Genomic DNA, 22,952 nt, shown 5'->3' on the forward strand with positions numbered 1-22,952 from the left:
GAGACTGAGATTTCCCGAACATTTTGCATCCAAGCTTTGTATGATGGACGGGACCGCTCAGCGTGCTCTGCAAAACATATTGGTCTTTACTCAATGCTAGAAAACTCCTCCAATCCGATAAGGCCATCTGAACGTTCCTTCAATAGAGATTTCGATCAGGGAGAAACGGCGTCGGGCGAAAATGGAACTGCTTCGGTAAATGATGAGTTTTTGTTGGATCGCGTACGAGCAAATGATCCAAAGGCCATGGCGGACGTCTTTGATCGCTATGGAGGTACGGTGTATTCCGTAGCACTGCGTATTTTGAAAGATCCGGGACAAGCGGAAGACGTGATGCAGGAGATCTTCTTCCAGGTCTGGCAAAACCCGAATACGTTCGTGCAGGGTCGAGGATCATTGGGTGCCTGGCTGGCAGTGGTGGCAAGAAATCGCGCGATCGATTTTCTGCGCCGCAGGAAACCGACCGACTCCGTCGACGAGGTTGTACTCACTTCAAAGACGAACCTGGCTTCGGAGATTGAGCGGAATATGATGATGGAAAGAATCCGCGAATTATTGAAAAGTCTGCCATTCGAGCAGCAGAAGTCAGTGGAGTTGTCTTTTTTTGAAGGCTTGAGTCACGCGGAGATCGCAGCAAAAACGGGTGACCCGCTGGGAACCGTGAAGACAAGAATTAGATTGGCATTAATCAGCATACGAAAGGCCATCCAGGCATGACGGACCGCAATCACATCCCGCAGGAGGACATAGCTCTCTATGCGATGCAGACACTCTCTCCGGAGGAGTCTGTAGCGGTCCGTACGCATTTGGCGACGTGTGCTTTGTGCCGCGACGAGTTGGCGGAGCTCTCTGGTGATTTGGCCATGGTAGCGCTGAGTGTCGAACAGCATCCCGTACCCGAGGGTGCACGGCAGCGCTTTCTCGACAGAGTAGCTGCTTCTTCCTCTGAAGCCAGCCAAAAGGCCACAGCGGTGCAGCCTGGTCCATGGATGAGAGAACAACAGCCGCGCTCCTCTATGGCCTGGCTTCCGTGGGCAGCCGTAGCGGCGCTGGTCATCGCAGTGGTCTCTCTCGGTGTGAAGAACAATTCCCTTCACGAGCAACTGCGCGATCAATCCGGCTTAATGGACCACCTGGTCACCAACACCTCGCACGCCCAGCAGGTGCTCGAAGTACTTACAGCACCCTCGGCGCAAAGGGCGACGCTGACAGCCAGCAAGACCCCAGTCGCGCCTACTGGACGCGCCGTCTATCTGGCAGATCGTGGTGGTCTGATCTTCCAGGCGAATAACCTCGAACCTCTGCCGGCAAACAAGACCTATGAGCTTTGGGTAGTCCCGGCAAATAGCCCGGCACCCATCCCCGCCGGACTCTTCCGGCCAGATGCAACAGGCACTGCGAGCGTGGTATTACCGCCTCTTCCCAAGGGCGTTCCCGCAAAGGCCTTCGCCATCACTATCGAGAGGGCTGAAGGTTCTGCCACTCCCACAGCGCCAATAATCCTGTCCGGGGCTGCAAGCGGCATATAGGATCATTTCTTCCGGCGCATGAGGCCTCAATGAGGCAAAAAGCTTGCATGCACACCCAATGCGCTCGCGTCGAATCGCTCTGCGCCGCCGCTGGGATGATTTACCGTCTCTACGTTTCCCTGCTCATCTGACTTCACCATCGTCGTCGATCCGCCGCCATCCAGATTGAGTGCCGTGTATGCACCCAAAGCAATCATGACCTCAGCGGTCTCGCTGTTTGAGGTCCCCATGCTGTAGCCCGGCTTGCGTCCGTCGATGACAACGAGATAGAGATATCGTCCATCTTTCGAGACCCCCACGGCAGTCCGCGGGTTCGCATAGGCAGCTTTATTCAGTTGATTCACATTGCCGGTATTTTCACCTTTTTGAACGATGATGGCCGAACCCGCAACGGCAGTGAATATCCTGGAAAGATTCGTATCAGGGGACACCGTCGTAATGGAAGCCTCGTTCTGCTGGGTAATCAGCAAGGCAGCGTTGTACTCATCCTTGGCTGAAGGAGGAGATACGATCTTGCCTTCCGCGATGGAGACCCCAAGAATGTTTTTATCCTCTTCATGCTCAAGACAGCAGGGAGAAAAGAACCCCGCATTAATGGCTACCTGGGCATGGGTCTTCTTTGCAAAATCCGATACGGTGTCAGAGACTGTGGCTTTTGTTCCCGAGTGCCGCGAGCTCACAAAACTGATTCCGGGTGCCTTTAGATCGACACGCACCGCATAGATGACACTCACATATTTCGCGCTAATGGAGCCGCTAGCCTGATCGATACCCACATAGGCCGGTGACCAATCCTTCATCTTCACTTGCGCTTGCACAGGTGTGCAGGCGATCAGAGCCAATACGACCAGCCAACTCCAATTTCGCGTCATCATCTTCCGCATGCAGACAGGACCTCAAGCTGCATTTTATGGCGTTGTACCTTTTTGTCGCAGCTTACAATTCAACCACATGCCGCTTCAGCCACGCGATAAATTCGGGTCATCCAAAATGATGAGACTGCACCGAACTGCCATCCTCTTCGCCTCATTCCTGGTCCTCACAGGATGGTGGGCGACTTCGGGGTCTGCTCAGACGAACACGCAGCCCGTTCGAACGGACGAGCCGATAGCGGCAATGGGATTGTCAGACATGGGCAAGGCCTCGCTGTCGCGCCAGATAAGCAGCGCCGTCAGTCGCGGCGACACACCAGGCGTCGTCGCCCTCGTCGTTGGTTGCGACAGTGTGCTCTATGAAGGCGCAGCTGGCAAGCTCGATGTTGCGCACGATACGGCGATGCCCGTGAATGCCATTCTTTCGATTGCCTCCATGACCAAGCCTGTGACTTCAGTGGCTATCATGATGTTGTTCGATGAGGGCAAGCTCAAGCTCGACGATCCGGTGTCGAAGTACCTGGCGGGCTTCGACAACCTGCGGGTCATCACGACGTTCAACGAGAAGGACGCAACCTACGAAACGCGGCCCGCGAAACGACCTATGACGATCCGCCATTTGCTCACGCATACCTCCGGCATCGGCTATGGGTTTGCGAACCCAATCGAGTACCGGCTCACGGAGGTGACGAAAAAGAACGAGTGGGAGCTTCCACTGCTGAACGATCCTGGCGACAGATGGAACTACGGCCCCAGCACCACGGTGTTAGGCATGATCGTCGAGAAGATCACCGGGGAGCCGCTCGAAACGTACTTTCAGCAGCACATCTTCGAACCGCTGGGCATGGTGGATACGTCGTACGCCGTGCAACTCGCCAAACAGTCGCGTGTGGCCACGAAGTACAGCCGTATAAATGGCCTGTTGCAGGAACAGCCGAGAAGACCCATCCCGGCAACGCCGAAGCCTCCGTTCCTGGGTGAGGGCGGCCTCTACTCGACCGCGCAGGACTACGGCAGATTTATACAGATGCTGCTCAACGGTGGACACCTGGGGCCCGTGAAGATCCTCAGTGAGAGCTCGGTAAAGATGATGGGCGAAAACAACATCGGATCCATCTTCGTAGAGCTGCAGCCCGCCGCCGATCGCTCACTCGCCAAACCGTTTCCGCTCGGCGCAGGTCACGATAAATTCGGCCTCGGTTTTGAGATCGCATCCGGCGACCCGCAGTATGCAAAGTTCCGCAGCGCGGGCAGTATGAGTTGGGCTGGTATTTACAACACTGAGTTCTGGATCGATCCCCTGCAGCATATCGGCGGAGTCATGATGATGCAGGTATCGCCGTTCTACGACGACGGCGCTCTCCGAACGCTGCGCGACTTCGAAGAGTTGGTGTACCAGGACCTCCGGTCGTCAGGGGCTGCACCAGGCGAAGGATCTGCAACTAGTAAGCTGCGCTAGAGAATCGTCTCGTTAATTCCCCACGCCAGAGGCACGTTGCTTGTAAAGGTTCGCATAGAGATGCTTGGTCACCTGGTAGCAATCGCAGGCGGCTGCCTCAAGATTCTCGCGATTTACAATCTTCACGCGCCCACGCTGGTATTCAATCAACCCGCTCCGTTGCAGCGAACCGGCTACCAGGGTAACTGTCGAACGTTGCGACCCAAGCATCATCGCCAGGAACTCCTGCGTAAGGTTCAAGACATCGGATTGGGTTCGATCCTGCACCATGAGCAGCCAACGCGCCAGCCGCTCTTCCGCCTCGTGGAAGCGATTGCAACCCGCAAGCTGACTAAGACTAAGCGCTTGTTCCTGGACGAATTCCTGGATACGATCTCGGATCTCTTCAGAAGATCGAAAGGCCTTTTTCAACTCGGAGAAAGGGATCTTGAGTGCCGTTCCATCCAGTTGCATGAAGCAATGGGTGGGCACACGTCCAGGACCCAAAAGCTGCAGGCTACCCACAATTCCCTCTCGCCCAACGACCCCTACTTCCGCCGTCGCACCATTCGACATCGTACTGACAACGGAAGCGATGCCTGAGGTCATGAAATAGGCGTGCGTGGGAACCTCTTCAGCTTCATACAGCACTGTTCTCAGAGGAAGAACAACAGGAGTGGACCGATCGAGGAGGAAGTCGCGATTTTCAGAAGAGAGAGAAGCTAGAAAAAGGTTTGCATGCAGCAAAGTCATTCGGTCCTTTGGGTCAATTTCGCAAAGGACTGCCGCCTCACACATTGCGGCTAATTACCTCTTTGATTAGAGCGGGATAGTCTCGTTGACTTGTGATTGACGATATACACCGAAAGAGGGAAGTTCTGTTCGATACCAGACCTAAGGCGCCCTCGAAGAGGCGGCGCACGTAAGAATTCGCATGTGTATCAATTACGAGACATGCTTGTCTGTTCGGCATACAACACAACTCGGTTGCATGTCGTCTCATTTGATGACGAAGCCTACTGGTCAGCGGGGATTTCCCCAACCCAGACGCCAGCCATTTGGCGTTCTTTCCAGCGCCTCAGATTTGGGAGAGCGGGAATGGATTTAACCACGATTTCGGGCCTGGAGTCGAAACTCGCAGTACTCGCCGAGGCTTTACAGCGGGCGGAAGAGCGAGCCACTGCAGGCCAGCTGGCTCTCGAAATGATGCATGAGATCAAGAATCCTCTCGAGGCGTTAGGTCACCTTACCTATCTAGCCTCGGAGGAAGCAGAAGATCCTGAAAAAGTTCGAGAGTACATGCAACTGGCCGAAGAGCAAATGTCTACACTAGACCGTATCGTCGGTCAGACCCTTGGGTTCGCAAGATCTTCTCAGACTCCCAAGTCCATTAATCTCGTGGCCCTGGCGGAGGCTGCACTCCGCATCCACCAACGGACAATCGACTCTCGAAAGGTACATCTGGTCAAGGATCTCCCTCAGGACTTAGTGGCAGACGTGCACAGGGGTGAGATGCTTCAGGTGATCTCGAATCTGCTTGCCAACGCACTCGATGCCCTGCCCCACGACGGCGTTGTGTGTGTCCGGCTTCGAAAGCGTCAGGACGAGATTCACTTTGTGATAGCGGATAATGGCCACGGCATTCCGGCCGAGCATGTGGACGAGATCTTCCAGCCGTTCTTCACAACGAAAGCCGATCGGGGCACCGGACTTGGCTTAGCACTCTCAAAGAGGATCATCGAACACCACCAGGGCAAAATATCCATGCGCAGCAGCGTGCGTCTGGGCCGAAGCGGCACGATATTCAGGATCTCTCTCCCCGCTAAATCTGAGGCTCTTTGCTAGACCCCGGTAAGCTCTACACCGTGATGCCGCTTTCAAACTCTGCGTAGTTGTCGAGATGATCCCTGATAATGCGATAGCACTCGCAAGCCTCTTCTTCGAGTCCGGCGACATCGAGTATATGGATCAGCCCTCGGTTGTAATCGATCAGTCCCTTCTCTTTCAGATGCCCGGCTGCCAGGGAGACAGTGGGGCGAGTCGTTCCGAGCATGTCGGCGAGAAACTCCTGCGGCATCTTAAAGTTGTTTGTATGGGCACGATCGGCGCAGAGCAGCAGCCAGCGGGCAAGGCGTTGCTCGAGATTGTGTTTTGCATTGCAGCCTGCCGACTGAGTCGCCTGGACAAGCTGCGTCTGAACATACCGCAGAGCGAGTGATTGGAAGTCACCACCGAGGTCAAATTCTTTTCTCGCCGTTTCAACCGGAGAGGAATAACCATAGCCTGCAATCTGCGTGTAGACGCGATTGAGACTCCGTTTGGTCCCCATCAGTGCCGAGACGCCGATCACGCCTTCGTAACCGAACATGCCCACTTCGACCTGAGATCCATCCTTGAAGGTATTGGTCATAGAGGCCATCCCTTCTTCGACGAAGTAAAGATAGTCGATAGGCGTACCAGGAAATTCGATCTCATGTCCTAGTTCAAACGTGACTGGATGCAGGCAGAGGCGGGAGACCACCTCTGCCTCCAAATTTCTCAAGAGCGAGTTCTTGAACGGAGGGCGCAATCGAGATCCTCGCAACCGGATAGACCGTGTACTCAGTATGCGCCTTGCCGCCAGACAAGGGAGGAGAGCGACCCTACTCTTCTTTGTCGGTCTTCCAAACGTAGAGGAACTCATCATCGCTTGAAGTGGCGAGGCTGATCTCACTGAGACGTGCCGCACGGCTCAGTGCGGAGCGAATGTTCTCTTTCGTGTCCGGCAGCTGGGAGAGAGGAACTTTCAAGGCCGTGCCTGGCGCCAATTGCGAAATGTCACTCAACAACTGGGTAGTAATTCCCCTATGCTTGCCATCTCTCCCCTTCGGAACATCAGTCTGAAGCACTGCTTCAAACTTCATCGGCTCTACAAACTCATCGTTTTCCACTGTCCCTCCGAGCTAACGCAGTTTTGACGCTAATCTAGCGCTAACGAAATCATAAACTGATATATCGGCTGGTTGTCAAGACGCTCTGTTCAGTAAACTCTAAAATCCCTCTCAACTCATAGATATAAAAGAGTTAACCCGTATCCGGAAAACAGGCTTACGGTAGTTTTAGAGGTGTTCCAATGTCTCAAGAACCGAACTTTCAAGTTGTTCCCATCGCCGAAGTATCCCAGTCAGACGCCGTTGTTCATAGCGGGAAACATCGGCCGGTCGTGCTGATTGTTGATGACGAACGAGTGATTGCGGATACACTTTCGATCATTCTGAGGAAGAATGGTTTTTCAACGCTGACTGCTTACGATGGGAAAAGTGCGTTGGAGCTCGCCAGGACTGTGCCGCCGGCACTTCTTATATCGGATGTCGTCATGCCAGGGATGACTGGGGTTGAGTTGGCCATTGCTTTGACTCAAAAGAACCCAGCCTGCAAAGTACTACTATTCTCCGGCCAGGCAGCGACCGCCGACCTGCTGGAAAATGCGCGTAATGCGGGCTACAACTTCACGACATTGGCCAAACCCGTTCACCCGACTGACATGCTGCGCCGCATCACGGAGTGCCTGACGACGCGAGGAACTATCTCCGAGACTCTTACAGAGTTTGCTTTTAGCAACAGGTTGTATCAATAACGGCAGCCAGACACTCGCACGCTGCGAGTCATTCGACCAGCCCCGGCAAGAAAGAGAGGCAGCTTTTGCCACGGCTGCCTCTCACCTTTTATTTCTTCAATTCCCTGCCGTCTTGCCCATAACCTGTACAAGTTCGCTGTCAGGAGCACTCCATGCAGAGGCACCGGTCTGCTCTAGTTTGCCCGTAGCATCGGACCAGTGCAGATGGGTGATCTCACTCTTGCCGGCTTCGTAGGCATAGGTCTTGCCGTCGTCGCTATAAAGCGTGAAGTCACCATCGGCCCCCGGGTATACACGCACGCTGGCTATGTCTTGTTTCTGGTTGGTGCTTTCGACCGGCGCGCCGAGCGGCAGAATGGAACCTGCACGCACAAAGATTGGAAGCGTATCGATGGGAGCAGAGACTTGTACGCGCTGTCCGCCATGGAGGCGCTCATTCGTCCAGAAGTTGAACCAATCGCTCCCCGCAGGAAGATAGACTGACCGGCTCGTCGCACCTTGCTCGGTGACCGGTGCAATCAGCAACGCCGGTCCAAACATGAACTCGTCGCCGATGGAAGCTGTGTTGGGATCGCTGCCGAAGTCCATGAACAGGCCGCGCATAAACGGCGCTCCCGTCTGATGCGAAAAATAACCGAGCGAGTAGATATACGGCATGAGCTGATAGCGCAGCCGCAGGTACTTCTCCAGTATCGGTTCAGCCTGTTTGCCATAGGACCAGACTTCGTTGAAGTTGCGGCTGCCATGCGCGCGCATGGTGGGCTGGAAGGTTGCGTACTGGAACCAGCGCACATAAAGCTCGGGGTAGTCGTCGTTGTGGTTCACGTTCGCCCGCGCATCGCTGGGGTCGATCAGTGGGGGATGCTCGGGAGTGTGGGCATAGGGCAGGTACTCCCAGCCGCCGATGTCCGTGCTCCAGTACGGCATGCCGGAGGCCACAAAATTCAACCCCGTGGGAACCTGCCGTCGCAGAGTGTCCCACGTCGGGGAGATATCCGACGACCAGAAGATGGAGCCGTTGTGCTGCGCCCCCAGGTAGGCATCACGAGAGAGGATAAGGGCGCGTGTTTGCGGCAGGTCGCGCCGAAACCCGTCGTAGAGGGCCTTGGTATGAAAATACGGGTAGACGTTGAAGTACTCCGTCCCTGGACCGACATGGAGATAGCTCCCATTGGGCGGCAGGTCGGGTTCCGTCTCATCGGCCCAGAACGAATCGAAGCCCTTGGTCACAAAGTTTTCGCGGATTGTGTTCCAAAACCAATGCGCCGCATCAGGATTCGTTGTGTCGATGTCGGAGCCAGCGCGATCGTAAGGCAAACCGTCGGTCGGAGTTCCATCGGCCAGGTGCTCGAACCAGCCATTCTTCAGCAGCAGATTGTAGTAGCGGTCCTCGGGCACAAAGCGCGGCCACACACTGATCATGCTATGGAAGCCAAGTTTGTGTAGCTCCTCATTCATGGCTGTTGGATTGGGCCAGAACTTTGGGTCCATATCCATCTGGCCCATCTTCGTGTAATAAAACCAATCCACAACCATAACGTCGGCCGGCAGATGCCGGTCCCGGTAGCCGTGTGCGACATCCAGCAGCTCCTTTTGTGAGGTATAGCGCTGCTTGCACTGAATGTAGCCATAGGCGGATTTGGGCAGCATAGGAACACTGCCGGTAAGGCTGCGATAGCCCTCATAGAGCTGATCGTAGGTATCGCCGACGATGACGAAAAAGGAGACACGCTGGCCCACCTGCGAGGTCCAGCGCGTCTGCTCCTTGAATGCAAAATCTACGCGTGTCTTCGATGGGTTGTCCCAGAGAATCGCATAGCCCTTGTTGGTCACGACGAACGGCACGCAGACACTTGGACCACCAGCAGCTGTGTAGTCGTGAGCACACTCCAGGGAGTGTCCACGAAGATCCAGGAAACCCTGCTGATTCTGTCCGAGCCCGTAGTAGTGCTCATCATTCGCAGCCGCAAACGTTGCCCCCACCTCGAAGTAGGGATCATCTTCCTTTCTGCGGTCGTAGAGTACATCGGCATTGCCGTCCTTATGATTCGGGACGGCCATCTCCCAACCGTTCATGCGCAGGATGGACTTGCCGCCAGGCGTATCGATGCGCAAACCGACGTAGGGTGTCGAGCCGTTGAAGTACTTGGCGATATCGGCGCCAGTGCCCGTAGCCTTCCCATGGCTCTCCGGAGCAACATGCACTACCATCCGATCGGAGTGCAAGCTGTCACCGTCCGCTCCTCCATCACGTATCCATCCGCTGCTAGCAGGCGCAGCCGTGATCCCCACCCCCGGCCCCTTGAGCGCAAAGGCATTGTCGAGGCTTATCGTAACGCGGACGATGTTGGGGGCATACCCCTCCAGCACCACCGTCGCGTTGTTGCGCGTGAGCACAGTCTGCTGTGCCATGGCCGTGCCGCAGAAGAAAAGTACGGCGAGAAACTTACAGTTCGTGCATCCACGAAAGAAAGACATGTTCAACAATCTCCAGAAACTTGGTTTCACGGCTTTACCAGAAGCGCTTGCCTGAGACGGACATCTGCAGAGGAGGCAGCCGCGCGAAATTCAACGCGATCGCCTTCCGCAATAAAACGGTGTGAGTGATCGTCCCAGTAGGCAAGACTGCTGACTGGAATATCGAAAGTGACGGTTCGCTTTTCTCCTGCGTGTAATGAAACCCTCTGAAACGCCTTCAACTCTTCCGTCGGACGCTGCACGGTCGAGTTCTGATGCGCTGCATAGATCTGCACGACCTCGTCTCCATCACGAGCTCCTGTATTGGCAATCGTGACCTGTACGGCAATCGACTTGCCCTGTTGGGCTACGGTTAGGTTGCCATAAGCGAAGCTGGTATAGCTGAGACCGAAACCGAAGGGATAGAGCGGCGTCTTCTGCGCGTAGAGATAGGTGCGCCCATGGCGGAGGTCGTAGTCCATCATAGGTGGAAGCTGCTCAAGCGAGGCAGGCCAAGTCTGCGTCAATCGGCCCGCCGGGTTGTAGTCGCCGAAGAGAACATCAGCCAGCGCCGTTCCCTGCTCTTCGCTGTTATGCGTCATCTCAAGAATCGCCGGCGCATGCTCCTGGGTCCAGTTCGTGGTGTACGGGAAGCTGGTCTGCAAGACAACCACGGTGTGCGGATTCGCCGCTAGTACCGCCTTCACCAGTGACTCCTCCGGCAGCGTCAGGCTCGTACGGTCGATGGCCTCTTTGCCTTCGCTGGGCTGCGCGCACTTGTTCCAACCCGCATCGCACGTAGGGTGGTTGCCGACAATCACAACTGCAATCTGTGCCTGTGCAGCTAGAGCCGCAGCTGCCGCTTCATCCTTGCCGTCGTTGAACGTGACCGAAGCACCTGCAATACGGCGTCGAATGCCTTCGACTGGAGTAACGGATAACGGCGGCGTTCCGCTGTACCAATCCAGCGCTACCGTGTCCGCCCACGGACCGATGACGGCAATGGACTTCAGCTTCGCTGCATCAAGCGGCAGCGCTCTGCCCGTGTTCTTCAACAGCACAATCGATTCGTCCGTAACTCGGCGTACCAGCGCGCGTGGATCTTCGGTGTTCCAAGGATCGCCTGCCGCCTGGTTGATTTCCCCGATGTGTGAGTAGGGAGAGTCTTCTGCAGGATCGAGCAGTCCGAGATGCAGCATCACGCGGTAGACACCACGCAGGTTGCGATCGATATCCTGCTCCGTGATCAGCTTCTTCGTCAACGCATCACGCACTGGCTGCTGGTAATCATCAAGGAACTGGTTGATGCCTGCATGGATGGATGCGGCGGCAGCCTCAGCCATCGTGGGGAAGGCATGGTGCTCCGTCACCAGGTTAGTGAGCGCGCCTCCGTCTGTGCAGACAATACCGTCGAGGCCCCACTCCTTCATCACAACATCTCGAACCACAGGGTTGACCGCCATAGCGACGCCGTTCCAGGCGTTGTAGGAGGTCATCATGGCATCGGCGTGTCCATCTTCGATAGCCATGCGAAACGGCACAGAATAATACTCATGAAAAAGTCGCGTATCGAAGTTAGAGGACGAACCACCACGCCCATCCTCATTGCTGTTGGCGAGGAAGTGCTTGAGCAGCGATGCTGTCATCCAGACATGCGGGTCATTGCCCTGGAGACCGCGAGAGAACGCGGTAGCAAGCGTGCCTACGAGGAAGGGGTCTTCTCCATAGCTCTCTTCGCTGCGTCCCCAGCGCGGATCGCGGCTCAGGTCGGCATTCGGTGCGCGAACTACCAGGCCGCCGCGATGGTACTTGCCAAAGGCGAAGCGTGCCTCATAGGCCTCCTGTGCTGCCGCCTTTTGCAGTAGTGCCGGGTCCCAGGTCTGCCCCAGCCCGCGGACCTGCGGAAACTGGGTTGTCGGAATAACGGACAGGTTGTGGCCCTCCCAGTGCCCCGGCCCCCCGAGCGCAAGGCCGTGGAGGCCTTCCACATGATTGCTGCCAACGATGCCGAGCCGTGGCACGGACGGGTCCGTACTGAGCGCATGGATCTTCTCATCGAGCGTCATCGCAGCCAGCAGACTGGTAATTCTGCTCTCTGGATTGGCGTGAGGATCGCTATACACAGGGGTGACCGGCACGCTTTGTGTAACCGCTGTGTATGCAGTCATGAACATGCACAACAAGAACAAAGCCGTTCGTGCAGTGCAGCCAGACAATGCTTCCCTGGAGTTGCAGTAGAGATAAGACTTCTGGGCCGACATCGAGAAACTCTCCTGATATCCGGAATAAATCATGCAACCCGCCTTGTTTCAAGGTGGCACACTGCTGTGGAGTTAGAGTAGGTCAAACGATCCGAGCGAAAATCCATTCATATTGTTTGTCGGCAGTAATCGCTGTGGCGATAGCCACTCTGGAACAGTTCTCGTGTAAGTGAACTACGAGAACAATGGAAAACAGGAGGGCGGACTATCCCACCCTCCGTTCGGGCTAGAAGTTGTACTTGGCCATCAGTTCTACTACCCGTCGGCCGGTTGAGTAAGGAGCAGAACCGAATCCTAAGGAGGGATTGGGAGCTCCTTGATTGAAGGTCGTGCCACTGGCATTCGTCAGATTGAGCGTGTACTGGTTGGGAAAATCTCCGGTGAAGGTTGTAAGTGCATGATTGATAAAGTTGAATCCCGAGATGCGGAACTGAATATTCTGGCTACCCTTGATAGCGAAGGTCTTCTGCGCACTCAAATCGGTATCGAAGTATGCCGGACCTTTGAGGTACGGATACTGATACGGTCCATTTTGCAAAAGGTTCGGTGTGCCAAAGCAGTTGCCATTGATGAACTGGCGCTTGCCCAGCCCCGAGCGTGGATTGCAGGTTAGCGTTGGCTGCAGGCTTACATCCGGAGTACCCAGATAAACCTTGTTGTCGATGGTGATCTGGTTGATGTTTGCAGTGCCATCTGCATTCAGGGAAGGCCCAATGAATCCATTGATCCCGAAGCCCGGACTACTCGTGGTCGCTACAATGTTGGGCCCGCTCTGAAAGGTCGTGATGCCTGAGACCTCCCACCCATTCACGAACTCCCCTGCAAACCTGTTATGAACCGGTGAGCCAACCTCAAAGGTGTAAGTGGCATTGATGATGTGGCTCCGGTCGAAGCTTTCAGGCCCATAGTTGTCATAAAGGTTGAATGGATTTGCCGGCTCGCCATTGCTGTCACCGCCCAGAATACCCAGTGCCTTGCTATACGTATAGTTGACGTTGAACAAGATACGGCCGGTCTGACGGGCAATTGCGAGTTGCAAAGCGTTGTAGTTGGCAAACAGATTGTGCTTCGGCACCTGAAGCTCGCCGTACTGCACAAGTGCCGTATTCAGTGGACGGTAGTTGTTGATTTGCGCAGCACTGGCCCCAGAAACTGTGAGGTCAGAACTGGAGGAACCGGTAGGCGTCAAAATTGTACCCTGTAGAACACCCGGAAATGGGTTTGGTTTATACAAACCTCCGATTGGAATGGCGTTTACGTTATCGAGCGCAACTGTCTGGTTGCTGCCGTCGTTCATAAGGAAGCGGCTGTTGTTTCCGACGTATGCTGCCATTGCGTTCATCTTCCATGGAAGAGCCTGATTGATTGTCAGGCTATAGGTATCGACCAGTGGCTCTTCGTTGTCTCCCTTGGTAAGGCCGTAGTACGTGCCCGGAGGGCTGGTTAGACCAAACGTGTTGGTGTTCGGAGGAGTCGTCGAGGCAGTAGGCAGGTTGAGACCACTAACAGCCTTCAACGAGAGGCCGCCGCCGCCATAGTTCACCGAGTTGACGTACTGAGATACCGATAATGCACTGGAAACGTCGTTCCACGAGTCGTGTGCTCGGTACTCGCCCCAGCCGCCGCGGAGTGCCGTCTTGCCGTTTCCGAAGACGTCCCATGCGAAACCCAACCGGGGGTCCACAAAAGCCGCCTTGTCGGCGTTGCCGGAGATTGGCAAGCTCTTATCGATGCCGTGCCACAAGAAACCGGGATAGGGCGAGTTGCTCGCTCCGCTGGCAATTAAAGAAGGGTCAAAGATTGCCAGGCCCTGGCCATAGGCATCGTTCCAGGAGCCAAGGTGTTCGATACGCACGCCATAGTTCAGCGTGACTCTCGATACCACCTTCCAGGAATCGTTAACGAAGAAATCGTTGTTCCAGAAGTAGAGGTTCGTCTGCGGCAGAATATTCTGCTGGGCGTAGCTGCTGGTGTAACCCTCAAAGTTATTGGCGACCCAGTTTCCGGACATCGTTGCAGTGCTGTTATCTACATCCGTGATCGTCTGCCCGGCTCCGGGAAGGTAATACTCGGTAATAGACCCGTTTGTCGTCTGAAAAGGCGCTTTCTGGTTATTGGTAATTCTTTCGATGAACACACCAAAGCTGGCGGTGTGCGTCCCCCATACTTTGGTCACTGTGTCTCCTCCCTGCGGATCGAACTTATGAGAAAAGATCGGGGAGAGAGAGTAGTCCGGAGTAAGTTGACGCGGCAGGCCGCTTTGGTCGTCGTAGTTCCCCAGCTGAGGCAGCGGGTGACGGCCGTTGGCATAGGCGCCCTGGTAGGGATAGTCCGTCAGAACGCTGGGGTTCGCGCTTGTGTACCCCGAATCCAGATAGGCGAGCGACCCGTAGAGCTGGTTCGTGAGCGTCGACGTAATCACGGTGGTAAGGTTGGCGGCAGCGCTCTGAGAGTTGATGGTATTTAATCCGCCCCCCGGCGTGTTGAGTTCGCCAGGATTGTAGTAAATGGTACCCGGCTCTCCTGAAGCACCCCGTTCCACGGTATAACGGCCGAAGAGATGGTTCTTCGGTGAGATGTCGATATCGACGCGCCCGATGGCCTGCCACATGTCGTTGTTGATGAAGTCCTGCGACTGCCAGTTATACGGGTTCGCCAGGGTTGGCACAGCGTTCGGCAAAGGATAATTCTTGAAGATGGCCTGGAACCCAGGGTCCTGATAGGTGCTGGGTATCTGGCCGTTCGTGATGGCTGTTCCGTCTTTGGCATACGTCGGAACCGCATTGATGTTGCTATACGCCGAGTTTGCATAGAGCTGCGGACCCAAGTAGTTTTGCAGTTCCGACGCGCTGAAGTTGCCGGCGCGCATGTTGGCCGTAGGCACAAGCGCATGCACCAGGGCACTCGCAGCGTTTCCATACGCATAGATGTTGCGTTGCGCATAGTCTTCCGCTCCGGCGAAGAAGGTCAGCGCCTTGCTGTGATTGAAGTGGGTGCCCGGAATCAGAATGGGACCGCCAATGTTGAATCCCGGGTAGATCTCGCGGTCTGGATCTTTCGCGACCCCGGTAGCCTTGTCCAGCGAATCCGTGGAGTCGAGCTGGCTGGTTCGGGCATAGGTATAAAGCTCTCCATGGTACTGGCTGCCCCCGGCTTTGGTTACGGCACTCACAACGACAGGACCGTTGGCAACATCCGCGCCGAAGTTGGAGACCTGCACCTTAACCTCAGCCACCTGGTCGTAATTGACGTTCTGGATCGCCGCGCCATAGTTGCCGGGATCGGTGATATCGGCGCCGTCCAGCTTCAGGCTGATGCCATTAAGCGGGTTGCCGTTAGCAGCGTAGCTGCCCAGCGCGCCATTCACATTCACCTGCGAAGGATCATAGGCGGAGTTAGATACGCCTTGATTCGCGATGGAAAAACCGGGTAGTGTCTTGAAGAGTTCGGTAACGTCACGCCCCTCGACCGCAAGATGCTTAATCTCTTCGGCCGTAATCAGTTGGCTGCTCTCCCCGGTATCGAGCGGAACAGACGACTCTGCTTCCACGGTGACAGTCTCTGTCGCTTTTCCAGTTTTCAAGATGAGTGATGCCAGGTTGCGGCTGTCGCCGGGATCCAGATGGATTCCCGACTCACTGAGTTGCTGGAAGCTGGGAGCGCTGATCGTGACGGTATAGTCGCCCGACGAAACTCCGGCAAACGTGAAGAACCCCGAACCGTTGGACTTGATGGAGCGCGTGTCGCCACTGAGGGCGTTGCGCAACACGATCACTGCGTTGGAGACAATCGCTCCGGTACTATCTGTCACTGTTCCCGATAGCGAAGCGGTGGTGACCTGCGCATAGGCAGGTACAGTGAAAACGTTTACCCCGACCAGAGCAAGCAGACTGCCTGCGAGCAAACCTGTGGTGAGAAGCCGCTTCGGTAAAGAATATCTCTTGTGCATATCGTTCATGCTGGTCTCCTGAAATGCTGCATGGGCCTTCTTGCTGGAACTACAAGTCAAAATCTCCGGCTTTCTTCAGCCCGAATCACAAGACTCCCCCGAACGTACGACCCACAAGCAATGTACAGTTCAGTACTTTTCTAAGTCGCTGATTAAGCGTGCCTTATTGGTTTTCTCGAAGGGGGTACAGTACTGGTCTTGTGGTCCGTAATGGCAGCCTGGCGAGCGAACCCGCCAGGCTGCGGTTCATCTAGAAGCTATATTTCAGCGACAACTCCAGTACCCTGGCACTTCCAGACTTGGTGTCCATGGTGCCCCACGTATAACCCGTAGGCAGCCCCGAAGCTACGTTGGGAGTAAAGGTTGTCCCATTAGTCGTCGCGTACTTGAGCGTGATGTCATTGCTGGTGCTGAATCCCCACAGCGGGTGATTCATGAAGTTGAACGCCGATGCGCGGAACTGCACCTTCTGCCTCCCCGTAATTGCGAACGTCTTATAGATGGTCAGATCGGAGTTGTTGTAAGAGGGCCCGCTCAGATAGGGAAACTGCCGTAGCCCTTGTTGACCTACAGCAGGTGCGCTGAAGCAGGAGAGATTCAACAGTTGATGGGCTTGCAGTCCACTCTTGGGGTTGCAGGTCATAATCGGCAAAATCTCATTGGCATTGGTCCCGAAGTAGGTGTTCGAGGTCAAAGACTCGTTTTTCGTCGAGTTGAGAATGGTCAGGCCAAGATTCTGCGTGTCCTGTGCCTGTAGATTGCCCCCGGACTGCCAGGTCGTCGTACCGGAGATCGTCCAGCCATTTACAGTACCGCCAATCAGCCTATGATCTCCGCGATACAGCCTGCCGAGGTCATAGGCGTAGGAGGTGTTGATCACCTGCGGGCGATCGATATTCAGAACACCATAGTTGCCACGCACATTGAAGGCGTCGACGGTGCTGTTGATCATACCCAGCGACTTCGACCAGGTGTAGTTGACGTCGAAGGACAGGCGACCGGCCTGTTTCAACCATGCGATCTGAAGTCCGTGGTAGTTGGAATAGCCGACATGCTCGCCCACGCTGATGGAGTTCGAACCATAACCGGCGTAATACGGGTAGTAATCCGCGAGGGTATAGGTGGAAGTGTTATCGGGATCGGAGGGTGCCGCCGCGCCCGTCACCGGGTCCGGCTGGAAGAGGCCACCAACGGGAATCTTATTCACATTGGTGAATCCAGAACCACCGATATCAGAGCCGCTGCTCTGGCCACCCATCAGCAGATGGCGCGTGGTGTTGCCGACATACGCAATCTCGAACAAGGATTGCCATGGGAGCTGCCTGTCGATGGTGAGATTCCAGGCCTCGGTATTAGGTACTTCGTAATCGTTCGGATCCGCCGCACTCACCGCACTGGGGAGACTGGCCGTAGCTGCGGCAGTTGATCCAAGTTGGCCGAGATGCGAAAGAGTCACAGACTGACCACTGGGAGAGTTATAGGTGGTCATCAGTTGTGCGGTACTCAGGTCTCCGCCATAGTCGTTGAATTGATCGTTCCAGCGATACTCACCCCATCCGCCGCGGACGATGGTGCGACCTGCCCCATCGATGTTCCAGGCAACGCCGAGACGCGGTGAGGTGAAAGCAAGACGAGTCGGTGAGCCGCCTACGGGAATACCGGGATCGATAGCATGCCAGTAGACTCCGGGATAGACCTTTCCTGAATTGAGATCGCTGGCGTATCTCCCTGGAAGCCAGACGGCCAACCCTGTACCCTGCCGGTCGTACCAGCGACCAACATGGTCCCAGCGCAGGCCCACATTTACGGTAAGGCGGCTCGCTACCTTCCAGTCGTCCATGAGATAGGCAGAGGTCGTGCGATACGCCATATCCTCGATCGGCATGTAGTTGTTTTGGGTAAAGGCGGTGGCAACGCCCATTGCCAGATTCGCGACAGGGTTCAAGGAACCGATGCGCACCGTTGGATTTGCCTCGTTCGGCTGTAGACCACTGTTGAACGAGAGATTGCCGTTTGGATAAGCGTAGGTTCCCTGGCGATTGCTGGCCAGGTCGGTATACGCTCCAAACTTCAAGGTGTGTGATTTATAGACCTTGGTCACATTGTCGGAAAATGCTGGATTTGCTTTGACCGAAGGGTAAGAACCTCCGTCCTCCCATAGATCGGGCTGAGACATATCCGGGAAGGTCTGCGCTCCAGCGCTGTTGATCGAGGGCGCTAGCTTTGCCGCGCTGCTGTAGATCGTTCCGTAGCCGTATCCAAGTGTGGATTTATAGGCAGCCTGAAGATCGCTTGGCGTATAGGGGCTGCTGGCATATCCCCATGCGGCTACAAACTCGTTCGTCAACGTCGGGCTGAAGATATGCACGAGGTTGCCCGTTAATACACGGGAGACGGTTGGATTGTTGATCGTGCCCCCCTGGTAAGGCACGGCATAGCTGGGGTTGTAGTAAATGTGGGCTGGCTGCGACGATCCATTGCTGCCGGTTTGGTAGGTGACGAAGAGCTTGGTGTTATCGCTGAAGTTATAGTCCACCCGGGCACGCCACACATAGCCGTTTTCTTGCGTGCTGATAGGCAGATAAAAGTTGTAGCCGCCAGGGGTAGACGCAGGATTGGTGTTGGCTGCAGGGAACATCTTCATCAATGCCGCCGCGCCGGAGTCCAGATATTGGGAAGGAATGACGCCTCCGGTAATCGCTGTACCATCGGGGGCTACCGTTCCAGACAAGTTGTTGCACCAATTGGTAGCTGAAGCGGTGAATCCATTTGGGCAAAGCGCTGCATTGCCGGCGCCACCGGAGGTGAAGTTACCACCCTCCATCGCGGCAGTTGGCACAAACGATTCAAGCGGGGTAGACGAAGGAAGCAGCTGGTTGTAGTACTCATAGCCCGCCCAGAAGAGCAGCTTGTCGTTATGATTGAAGTTCGTTCCGGGAACCTTGATCGGACCGCCTATATTGCCGCCGGGGTAGTAATATCTGGCAGCCTGCTTGGGGGTTCCCTGCTGATCGTTGGCCCAAGAGTTTGCGTTGAGCGCGCTGTTACGGGCATATAGATATGCTTGTCCGTGGTAGCTGGAGCCGCCGCTTTTGCTGATGGCGTTGACGATGACCGGGCCATTGGGACTGTCAGCGCCGAAGTTCGACGTCTGGACCTTCACCTCCTGGGTCATGTCCGGGTTCACCACCGCAATCGACCAGCAGTTGCAGCCTGGGTCGATGATGTTGGCGCCGTCAAGAATGTAGGACGTACCTCCTCGATAGGGCGCGCCACCAGGGGAAAGCCCCACTCCGATCGTGCTTCCAGTCGACGAAGAGGCTGTGAAGTCGAAACCCACGCCATTTCCAATGCCGTTGGGAACGGTCGTGACGCCGGGCAGGACTTTGAGCAGTTCTGAGATATTGCGGCCTTCCAGCGAAAGCCGCTCGATATCCTTCGAGCTCAGAATCGCCGATCGTTCTCCCGAGTCGGTTGGCAGCAGGTTCATCGCACCGGCCTCAACCTCCACGGTTTCGTTGGAAGCGCCAACCACCAGGGCAACGCCGGAAACCTCACGGAGGTCACCGGGGTTCATTGGAATCCCCGAGTTTTTCCATGACTTGAAATTAGTGGCCGAAACAGTCACCGTGTACGTGCCTGGTTGTACCGCCGCGAACGTGAACCGTCCCACGCTATTGCTGGTCGTTGAACGCTCATCGCGGGTCTCCTCATTGAGCAGAACGATCTTGGCATTGGGAACGACCGCTCCGGTGGAATCGGCTGCGGTACCGGACAAGCTGCCGGTAGTCAGTTGCCCCCGTAGGAGCGGTGTCATGAACATCAGCATGCAGAACGCTACGAGGGCTAGGACGCTGGCGGTCGCATGCCTGGAGTTGCTCAACGGGGTTGTTCGTATCGCCCCCACGAACAGGAATTTCAATCTCAATCGCAATGTCATCTGGTTCTCCTGGAGCTTACAAAGTCGTGTCGGTGTCGTGTGCGATCGTCTCTGGCAAACGTGAGTCGTCGCTCATCGGTAAAAACTGGGGCCGGAACGCAGGTCGAAGGAACTCCAAATTGCCGTTCCCTCAGCCCGAATCACAAGACTCCCTGGACCGTATGCCCGACAAGCAATGTACAGTTCCATACCTGCCTAACTGATTGATTCTGCGTGTTTGACAGGTTAGATTACGGGGGGGTACTATACCGCTTCATAGATCACAAAGATTATTCGTAGACCACAAACATTAATGGAAACTCTCACCAATTCGGCTCTGGCTCCTCCGGAAAATGAAGACGCAGGGTCACGAAGCCTGGAACGCCTGCAACAGGCCCTCGACCAGATACTGTCCAGCGGACCGTTTCGAAACACCCTGCAGTGTCAGAGCCTGTTGCGCTACATCGTCAAGCACAGTCTCGCCGGCGAGGATAACCTTCTGCGCGAACGGGTCATCGGCTCTGAAATCTTTGGCCGGCGGCCAGATTATGAGACCGGCGACGATCCGGTAGTCCGAATCCGAGTAGCGGAGGTTCGGAAACGTCTGGCGCAGTACTACCAGTCCCTGCACGAGCCGCCAGAAGTCCACATTGAGATCCCTTCAGGCTGCTATCGCGCTACCTTCCGCTGGAACAATAGCTTCCATGCAATCGTCAATGGACAAGTTGAAGCACTTGTAACTGTCATTCATGAGACAGGACTTGCAGACGTTTCGACGATCGATACAGAGTCGCATCCACTGCCCCAGGCTTCTCATGCACCAGAAATGCCACAGATTGGCACAATTCCTGATGCTTTGCCTTCGCCGTCCGCCCGAAAGAACACCTGGAAGATCTGGGTGGTTGTGGCTGCTTCCCTGCTTCTTGCAGGTATCGCTGGGTTCACATCTCCCAGTTGGAATAACACCCAGGCCAAGCATTTCAAGGAGTTCTGGAGCCCATGGACGAACAGTCCAAAGCCAGTCATTATCGTAATCGGGAGCAATGCCGTGTACCGGCTCTCTGACAGCGTCACAGACCAGTACGCAAAGGACCATCAACTGGAGACACGCGGCCAGGAGTTCTTTGTTCCATTTGCTCCAACGGCCATCCTTCACGGCAGCGACCTGCACCCGTCGGTGGACAGCTTCGTTGCCCTGGGGGACGTCGCGTCCGTCTCCGCTCTGGTAGCCAACCTGACTCGCCAGAAGCAAAGCTTCCAGGAGCGCTTCCCCAACGACATCTCCTTCGCCGAACTGCGCAACAGCCCAACGCTGCTGGTCGGCGGTTTCAACAATCCGATGACGCTGGAACTGACCAAGGGCCTGCGATTCGTGATGCGTGCCCGCAACGAGATCGATGACATACAAGATCCCAATCGGCACTGGCTGCTGCACGCCTCAGCCGACTCACACGACACAGAGGACTACGCTATCGTGACCCGCCTGACACAACGACCTGGGGACGCACCGATCCTCAGCGTTGCCGGCATGGGCCAGTATGGAACTCTGGCTGCCTCCGACTTTGTCTGCAGCCCGGCTGCTATCTCTGACATGACACGTCTCCTGCCGAAAGATTGGGCAAGCCGAAATCTGCAGTTGATCCTGCACGTCAAGGTTATCGATTTCAAACCGGCGGCGACGGAAGTGATCGCCGTGCATGTCTGGTAGACAATCGTAAGTGAGGCGGACATGAGCACTCCAAACTCCAGACGTACCGTTCTCATTACCGGCGCATCACGGGGCCTTGGCGCTGCTATCGCTCTCGAGCAAGGAGCCGTCGGTTCGAACGTTGCCATCAACTACTTCAATAGTGGCGACGAGGCTGAACAGCTCTGTCAACGCATTCGGCAGAACGACGGTTACGCTCATGCCTTCAAGGCGGATGTGCGTGACGAAGCCGAGGTCGCCCGTCTGGTCCGTGAGGTAGAGGACGTCTTCGGCGGGATAGACGTTCTTGTTGTAAACGCGACCGGTCCCCAGCCGTTCCTCTCTATCGAAGAGCAAACATGGGATTCCTATCTCGACCAGCTGGAGTTTTTCGTAAAGTCTCCACTATTGCTGCTGAAACAGGTTTTGCCGGGAATGAAAGAACGTGGCTTCGGCAGGATCATTAACATTGGTAGTGAAGTCTTCGAGCTCGGAAATCCCCGGTTTGCGAACTACGTCGCAGCCAAAGGCGCGCAGCTTGGACTAACTCGTTCCTGGGCACGCGAACTCGCTCCAACCGGCATTACGGTCAACCTCGTAGCGCCCGGCTGGATTCCGACCAAGCGCCACGTAGACGCAAGTCAGGAAGAGATGGATAGTTACACGGCGAATGTCCCCATGCAGCGAATGGGCATCCCCGACGACATCGCCAAAACGGTTGCATTCCTGGCGAGCGATGCCGCGGGCTTCATTACCGGTCAGCGCTTCTCCGTAAACGGTGGCAATACTCTGGCTTGAAGTGCTTCCCCTGAAATAAGATCGGCGTGCCACGTGGACACAAGTTCCACATGGCACGCCGCAATGCAGCGATTAGAAAAGCAACTTCACGGCAAACTGAAGCTGTCGTGCCGGGTAAGCCGAGGTAATGGCGCCAAAACCACCATCCGTCCTACTACCATCAGGTGACTGATAGTTCACCTGGTTTAGGGCATTGAACGCCTCAGCGCGGAAGTCTAGCTTCGTCGCCTCTGTCCATAAGCCGAACGACTTATGCAGCCCTACATCGAGTCGGGAAAAGGCAGTACCGCGGGCGGAGTTGCGGTCAGCGGTACCTATTCGTGCCTCGTAAAATTTCTCCCGCAAAATATTTATTTCATTGACAAATTAACAGTGACTGCCCTAGCTTTTCGTACTGTGAATTAAATCAACATAAGACTTTCTAAA

General features: G+C 55.5%; 16 protein-coding genes. 7 read left to right on the forward strand and 9 right to left on the reverse strand.

Annotated features, from left to right (window positions below; genetic code table 11):
• Positions 1-93: 93 nt before the first annotated feature.
• Both GSQ91_RS15575 and GSQ91_RS15580 read left to right on the forward strand, forming a co-directional pair.
• The gene (locus tag GSQ91_RS15575; protein ID WP_158822683.1) at positions 94-717 is read left to right on the forward strand and encodes an RNA polymerase sigma factor; all 624 of its coding nucleotides are present in this window, start codon (positions 94-96) and stop codon (positions 715-717) included.
• Complete coding sequence (locus GSQ91_RS15580) at positions 714-1,529, forward strand: anti-sigma factor domain-containing protein (protein WP_158822740.1); 816 nt, start codon at positions 714-716, stop codon at positions 1,527-1,529. The genes GSQ91_RS15575 and GSQ91_RS15580 overlap by 4 nt, the downstream gene beginning before the upstream one ends.
• A 26-nt stretch (positions 1,530-1,555) precedes the next feature.
• Here the strand turns inward: GSQ91_RS15580 and GSQ91_RS15585 are convergent, their stop codons facing one another.
• Positions 1,556-2,404, reverse strand: a complete 849-nt coding sequence (locus tag GSQ91_RS15585; RefSeq protein ID WP_158822684.1) for a phosphodiester glycosidase family protein — start codon at positions 2,402-2,404, stop codon at positions 1,556-1,558.
• A 115-nt stretch (positions 2,405-2,519) separates the two neighbouring features.
• Here GSQ91_RS15585 and GSQ91_RS15590 point away from each other — a divergent pair, with 115 nt between their 5' ends.
• Entirely contained in the window at positions 2,520-3,860 is a 1,341-nt protein-coding gene (locus tag GSQ91_RS15590; protein WP_158822685.1) for a serine hydrolase, read from the forward strand.
• Positions 3,861-3,872: 12 nt separating this feature from the next.
• Here GSQ91_RS15590 and GSQ91_RS15595 read toward each other — a convergent pair whose 3' ends face one another.
• Positions 3,873-4,592 (reverse strand): Crp/Fnr family transcriptional regulator, encoded by a 720-nt coding sequence (locus GSQ91_RS15595; RefSeq protein WP_158822686.1) that lies wholly within the window; start codon positions 4,590-4,592, stop codon positions 3,873-3,875.
• A gap of 345 nt (positions 4,593-4,937) precedes the next feature.
• On the opposite strand from GSQ91_RS15595, the gene GSQ91_RS15600 reads away from it, so the two are divergent.
• Positions 4,938-5,684 carry a sensor histidine kinase gene (locus GSQ91_RS15600; RefSeq protein ID WP_158822687.1) on the forward strand — a complete coding sequence of 249 codons (747 nt, stop codon included), beginning with the start codon at positions 4,938-4,940 and terminating at the stop codon, positions 5,682-5,684.
• Between the two features lie 13 nt (positions 5,685-5,697).
• Here GSQ91_RS15600 and GSQ91_RS15605 read toward each other — a convergent pair whose 3' ends face one another.
• Positions 5,698-6,360 (reverse strand): Crp/Fnr family transcriptional regulator, encoded by a 663-nt coding sequence (locus GSQ91_RS15605; RefSeq protein ID WP_254064611.1) that lies wholly within the window; start codon positions 6,358-6,360, stop codon positions 5,698-5,700.
• A 121-nt stretch (positions 6,361-6,481) separates the two neighbouring features.
• Positions 6,482-6,742 carry a hypothetical protein gene (locus GSQ91_RS15610; protein ID WP_254064613.1) on the reverse strand — a complete coding sequence of 87 codons (261 nt, stop codon included), beginning with the start codon at positions 6,740-6,742 and terminating at the stop codon, positions 6,482-6,484.
• Positions 6,743-6,951: 209 nt separating this feature from the next.
• On the opposite strand from GSQ91_RS15610, the gene GSQ91_RS15615 reads away from it, so the two are divergent.
• Entirely contained in the window at positions 6,952-7,455 is a 504-nt protein-coding gene (locus GSQ91_RS15615; protein WP_158822689.1) for a response regulator, read from the forward strand.
• A gap of 96 nt (positions 7,456-7,551) precedes the next feature.
• Here GSQ91_RS15615 and GSQ91_RS15620 read toward each other — a convergent pair whose 3' ends face one another.
• From GSQ91_RS15620 to GSQ91_RS15635, 4 genes are all read right to left on the reverse strand, one after another.
• The gene (locus GSQ91_RS15620; RefSeq protein WP_158822690.1) at positions 7,552-9,933 is read right to left on the reverse strand and encodes a TIM-barrel domain-containing protein; all 2,382 of its coding nucleotides are present in this window, start codon (positions 9,931-9,933) and stop codon (positions 7,552-7,554) included.
• Positions 9,934-9,959: 26 nt separating this feature from the next.
• A complete protein-coding gene (locus GSQ91_RS15625; protein ID WP_254064615.1) occupies positions 9,960-12,080 on the reverse strand; it encodes a glycoside hydrolase family 3 C-terminal domain-containing protein in 2,121 nt (706 codons plus the stop codon).
• A gap of 319 nt (positions 12,081-12,399) precedes the next feature.
• Positions 12,400-16,131, reverse strand: coding sequence for a carboxypeptidase-like regulatory domain-containing protein (locus GSQ91_RS15630; protein WP_158822692.1), 3,732 nt, complete (start codon positions 16,129-16,131; stop codon positions 12,400-12,402).
• Positions 16,132-16,372: 241 nt separating this feature from the next.
• The gene (locus GSQ91_RS15635; protein WP_158822693.1) at positions 16,373-20,062 is read right to left on the reverse strand and encodes a TonB-dependent receptor; all 3,690 of its coding nucleotides are present in this window, start codon (positions 20,060-20,062) and stop codon (positions 16,373-16,375) included.
• Between the two features lie 292 nt (positions 20,063-20,354).
• Between GSQ91_RS15635 and GSQ91_RS15640 the strand changes: the two genes are divergently transcribed.
• Complete coding sequence (locus GSQ91_RS15640; RefSeq protein WP_158822694.1) at positions 20,355-21,749, forward strand: hypothetical protein; 1,395 nt, start codon at positions 20,355-20,357, stop codon at positions 21,747-21,749.
• A 21-nt stretch (positions 21,750-21,770) separates the two neighbouring features.
• The gene (locus GSQ91_RS15645; protein ID WP_158822695.1) at positions 21,771-22,526 is read left to right on the forward strand and encodes an SDR family oxidoreductase; all 756 of its coding nucleotides are present in this window, start codon (positions 21,771-21,773) and stop codon (positions 22,524-22,526) included.
• A gap of 72 nt (positions 22,527-22,598) precedes the next feature.
• Here GSQ91_RS15645 and GSQ91_RS15650 read toward each other — a convergent pair whose 3' ends face one another.
• A complete protein-coding gene (locus tag GSQ91_RS15650; RefSeq protein ID WP_216845275.1) occupies positions 22,599-22,871 on the reverse strand; it encodes a hypothetical protein in 273 nt (90 codons plus the stop codon).
• Between the last annotated feature and the right edge of the window lie 81 nt (positions 22,872-22,952).

This window comes from Granulicella sp. S156, assembly GCF_009766105.1.
Lineage (GTDB): Bacteria > Acidobacteriota > Terriglobia > Terriglobales > Acidobacteriaceae > Granulicella.

Bases quoted from the DNA above. Each gene is read 5' to 3' on its own strand.
- GSQ91_RS15575 (WP_158822683.1), top strand. From the start codon at position 94: ATGCTAGAAAACTCCTCCAATCCGATAAGGCCATCTGAACGTTCCTTC.
- GSQ91_RS15580 (WP_158822740.1), top strand. From the start codon at position 714: ATGACGGACCGCAATCACATCCCGCAGGAGGACATAGCTCTCTATGCG.
- GSQ91_RS15585 (WP_158822684.1), bottom strand. From the start codon at position 2,404: ATGATGACGCGAAATTGGAGTTGGCTGGTCGTATTGGCTCTGATCGCC.
- GSQ91_RS15590 (WP_158822685.1), top strand. From the start codon at position 2,520: ATGATGAGACTGCACCGAACTGCCATCCTCTTCGCCTCATTCCTGGTC.
- GSQ91_RS15595 (WP_158822686.1), bottom strand. From the start codon at position 4,592: ATGACTTTGCTGCATGCAAACCTTTTTCTAGCTTCTCTCTCTTCTGAA.
- GSQ91_RS15600 (WP_158822687.1), top strand. From the start codon at position 4,938: ATGGATTTAACCACGATTTCGGGCCTGGAGTCGAAACTCGCAGTACTC.
- GSQ91_RS15610 (WP_254064613.1), bottom strand. From the start codon at position 6,742: ATGAAGTTTGAAGCAGTGCTTCAGACTGATGTTCCGAAGGGGAGAGAT.
- GSQ91_RS15615 (WP_158822689.1), top strand. From the start codon at position 6,952: ATGTCTCAAGAACCGAACTTTCAAGTTGTTCCCATCGCCGAAGTATCC.
- GSQ91_RS15620 (WP_158822690.1), bottom strand. From the start codon at position 9,933: ATGTCTTTCTTTCGTGGATGCACGAACTGTAAGTTTCTCGCCGTACTT.
- GSQ91_RS15625 (WP_254064615.1), bottom strand. From the start codon at position 12,080: ATGACTGCATACACAGCGGTTACACAAAGCGTGCCGGTCACCCCTGTG.
- GSQ91_RS15630 (WP_158822692.1), bottom strand. From the start codon at position 16,131: ATGAACGATATGCACAAGAGATATTCTTTACCGAAGCGGCTTCTCACC.
- GSQ91_RS15635 (WP_158822693.1), bottom strand. From the start codon at position 20,062: ATGACATTGCGATTGAGATTGAAATTCCTGTTCGTGGGGGCGATACGA.
- GSQ91_RS15640 (WP_158822694.1), top strand. From the start codon at position 20,355: ATGGAAACTCTCACCAATTCGGCTCTGGCTCCTCCGGAAAATGAAGAC.
- GSQ91_RS15645 (WP_158822695.1), top strand. From the start codon at position 21,771: ATGAGCACTCCAAACTCCAGACGTACCGTTCTCATTACCGGCGCATCA.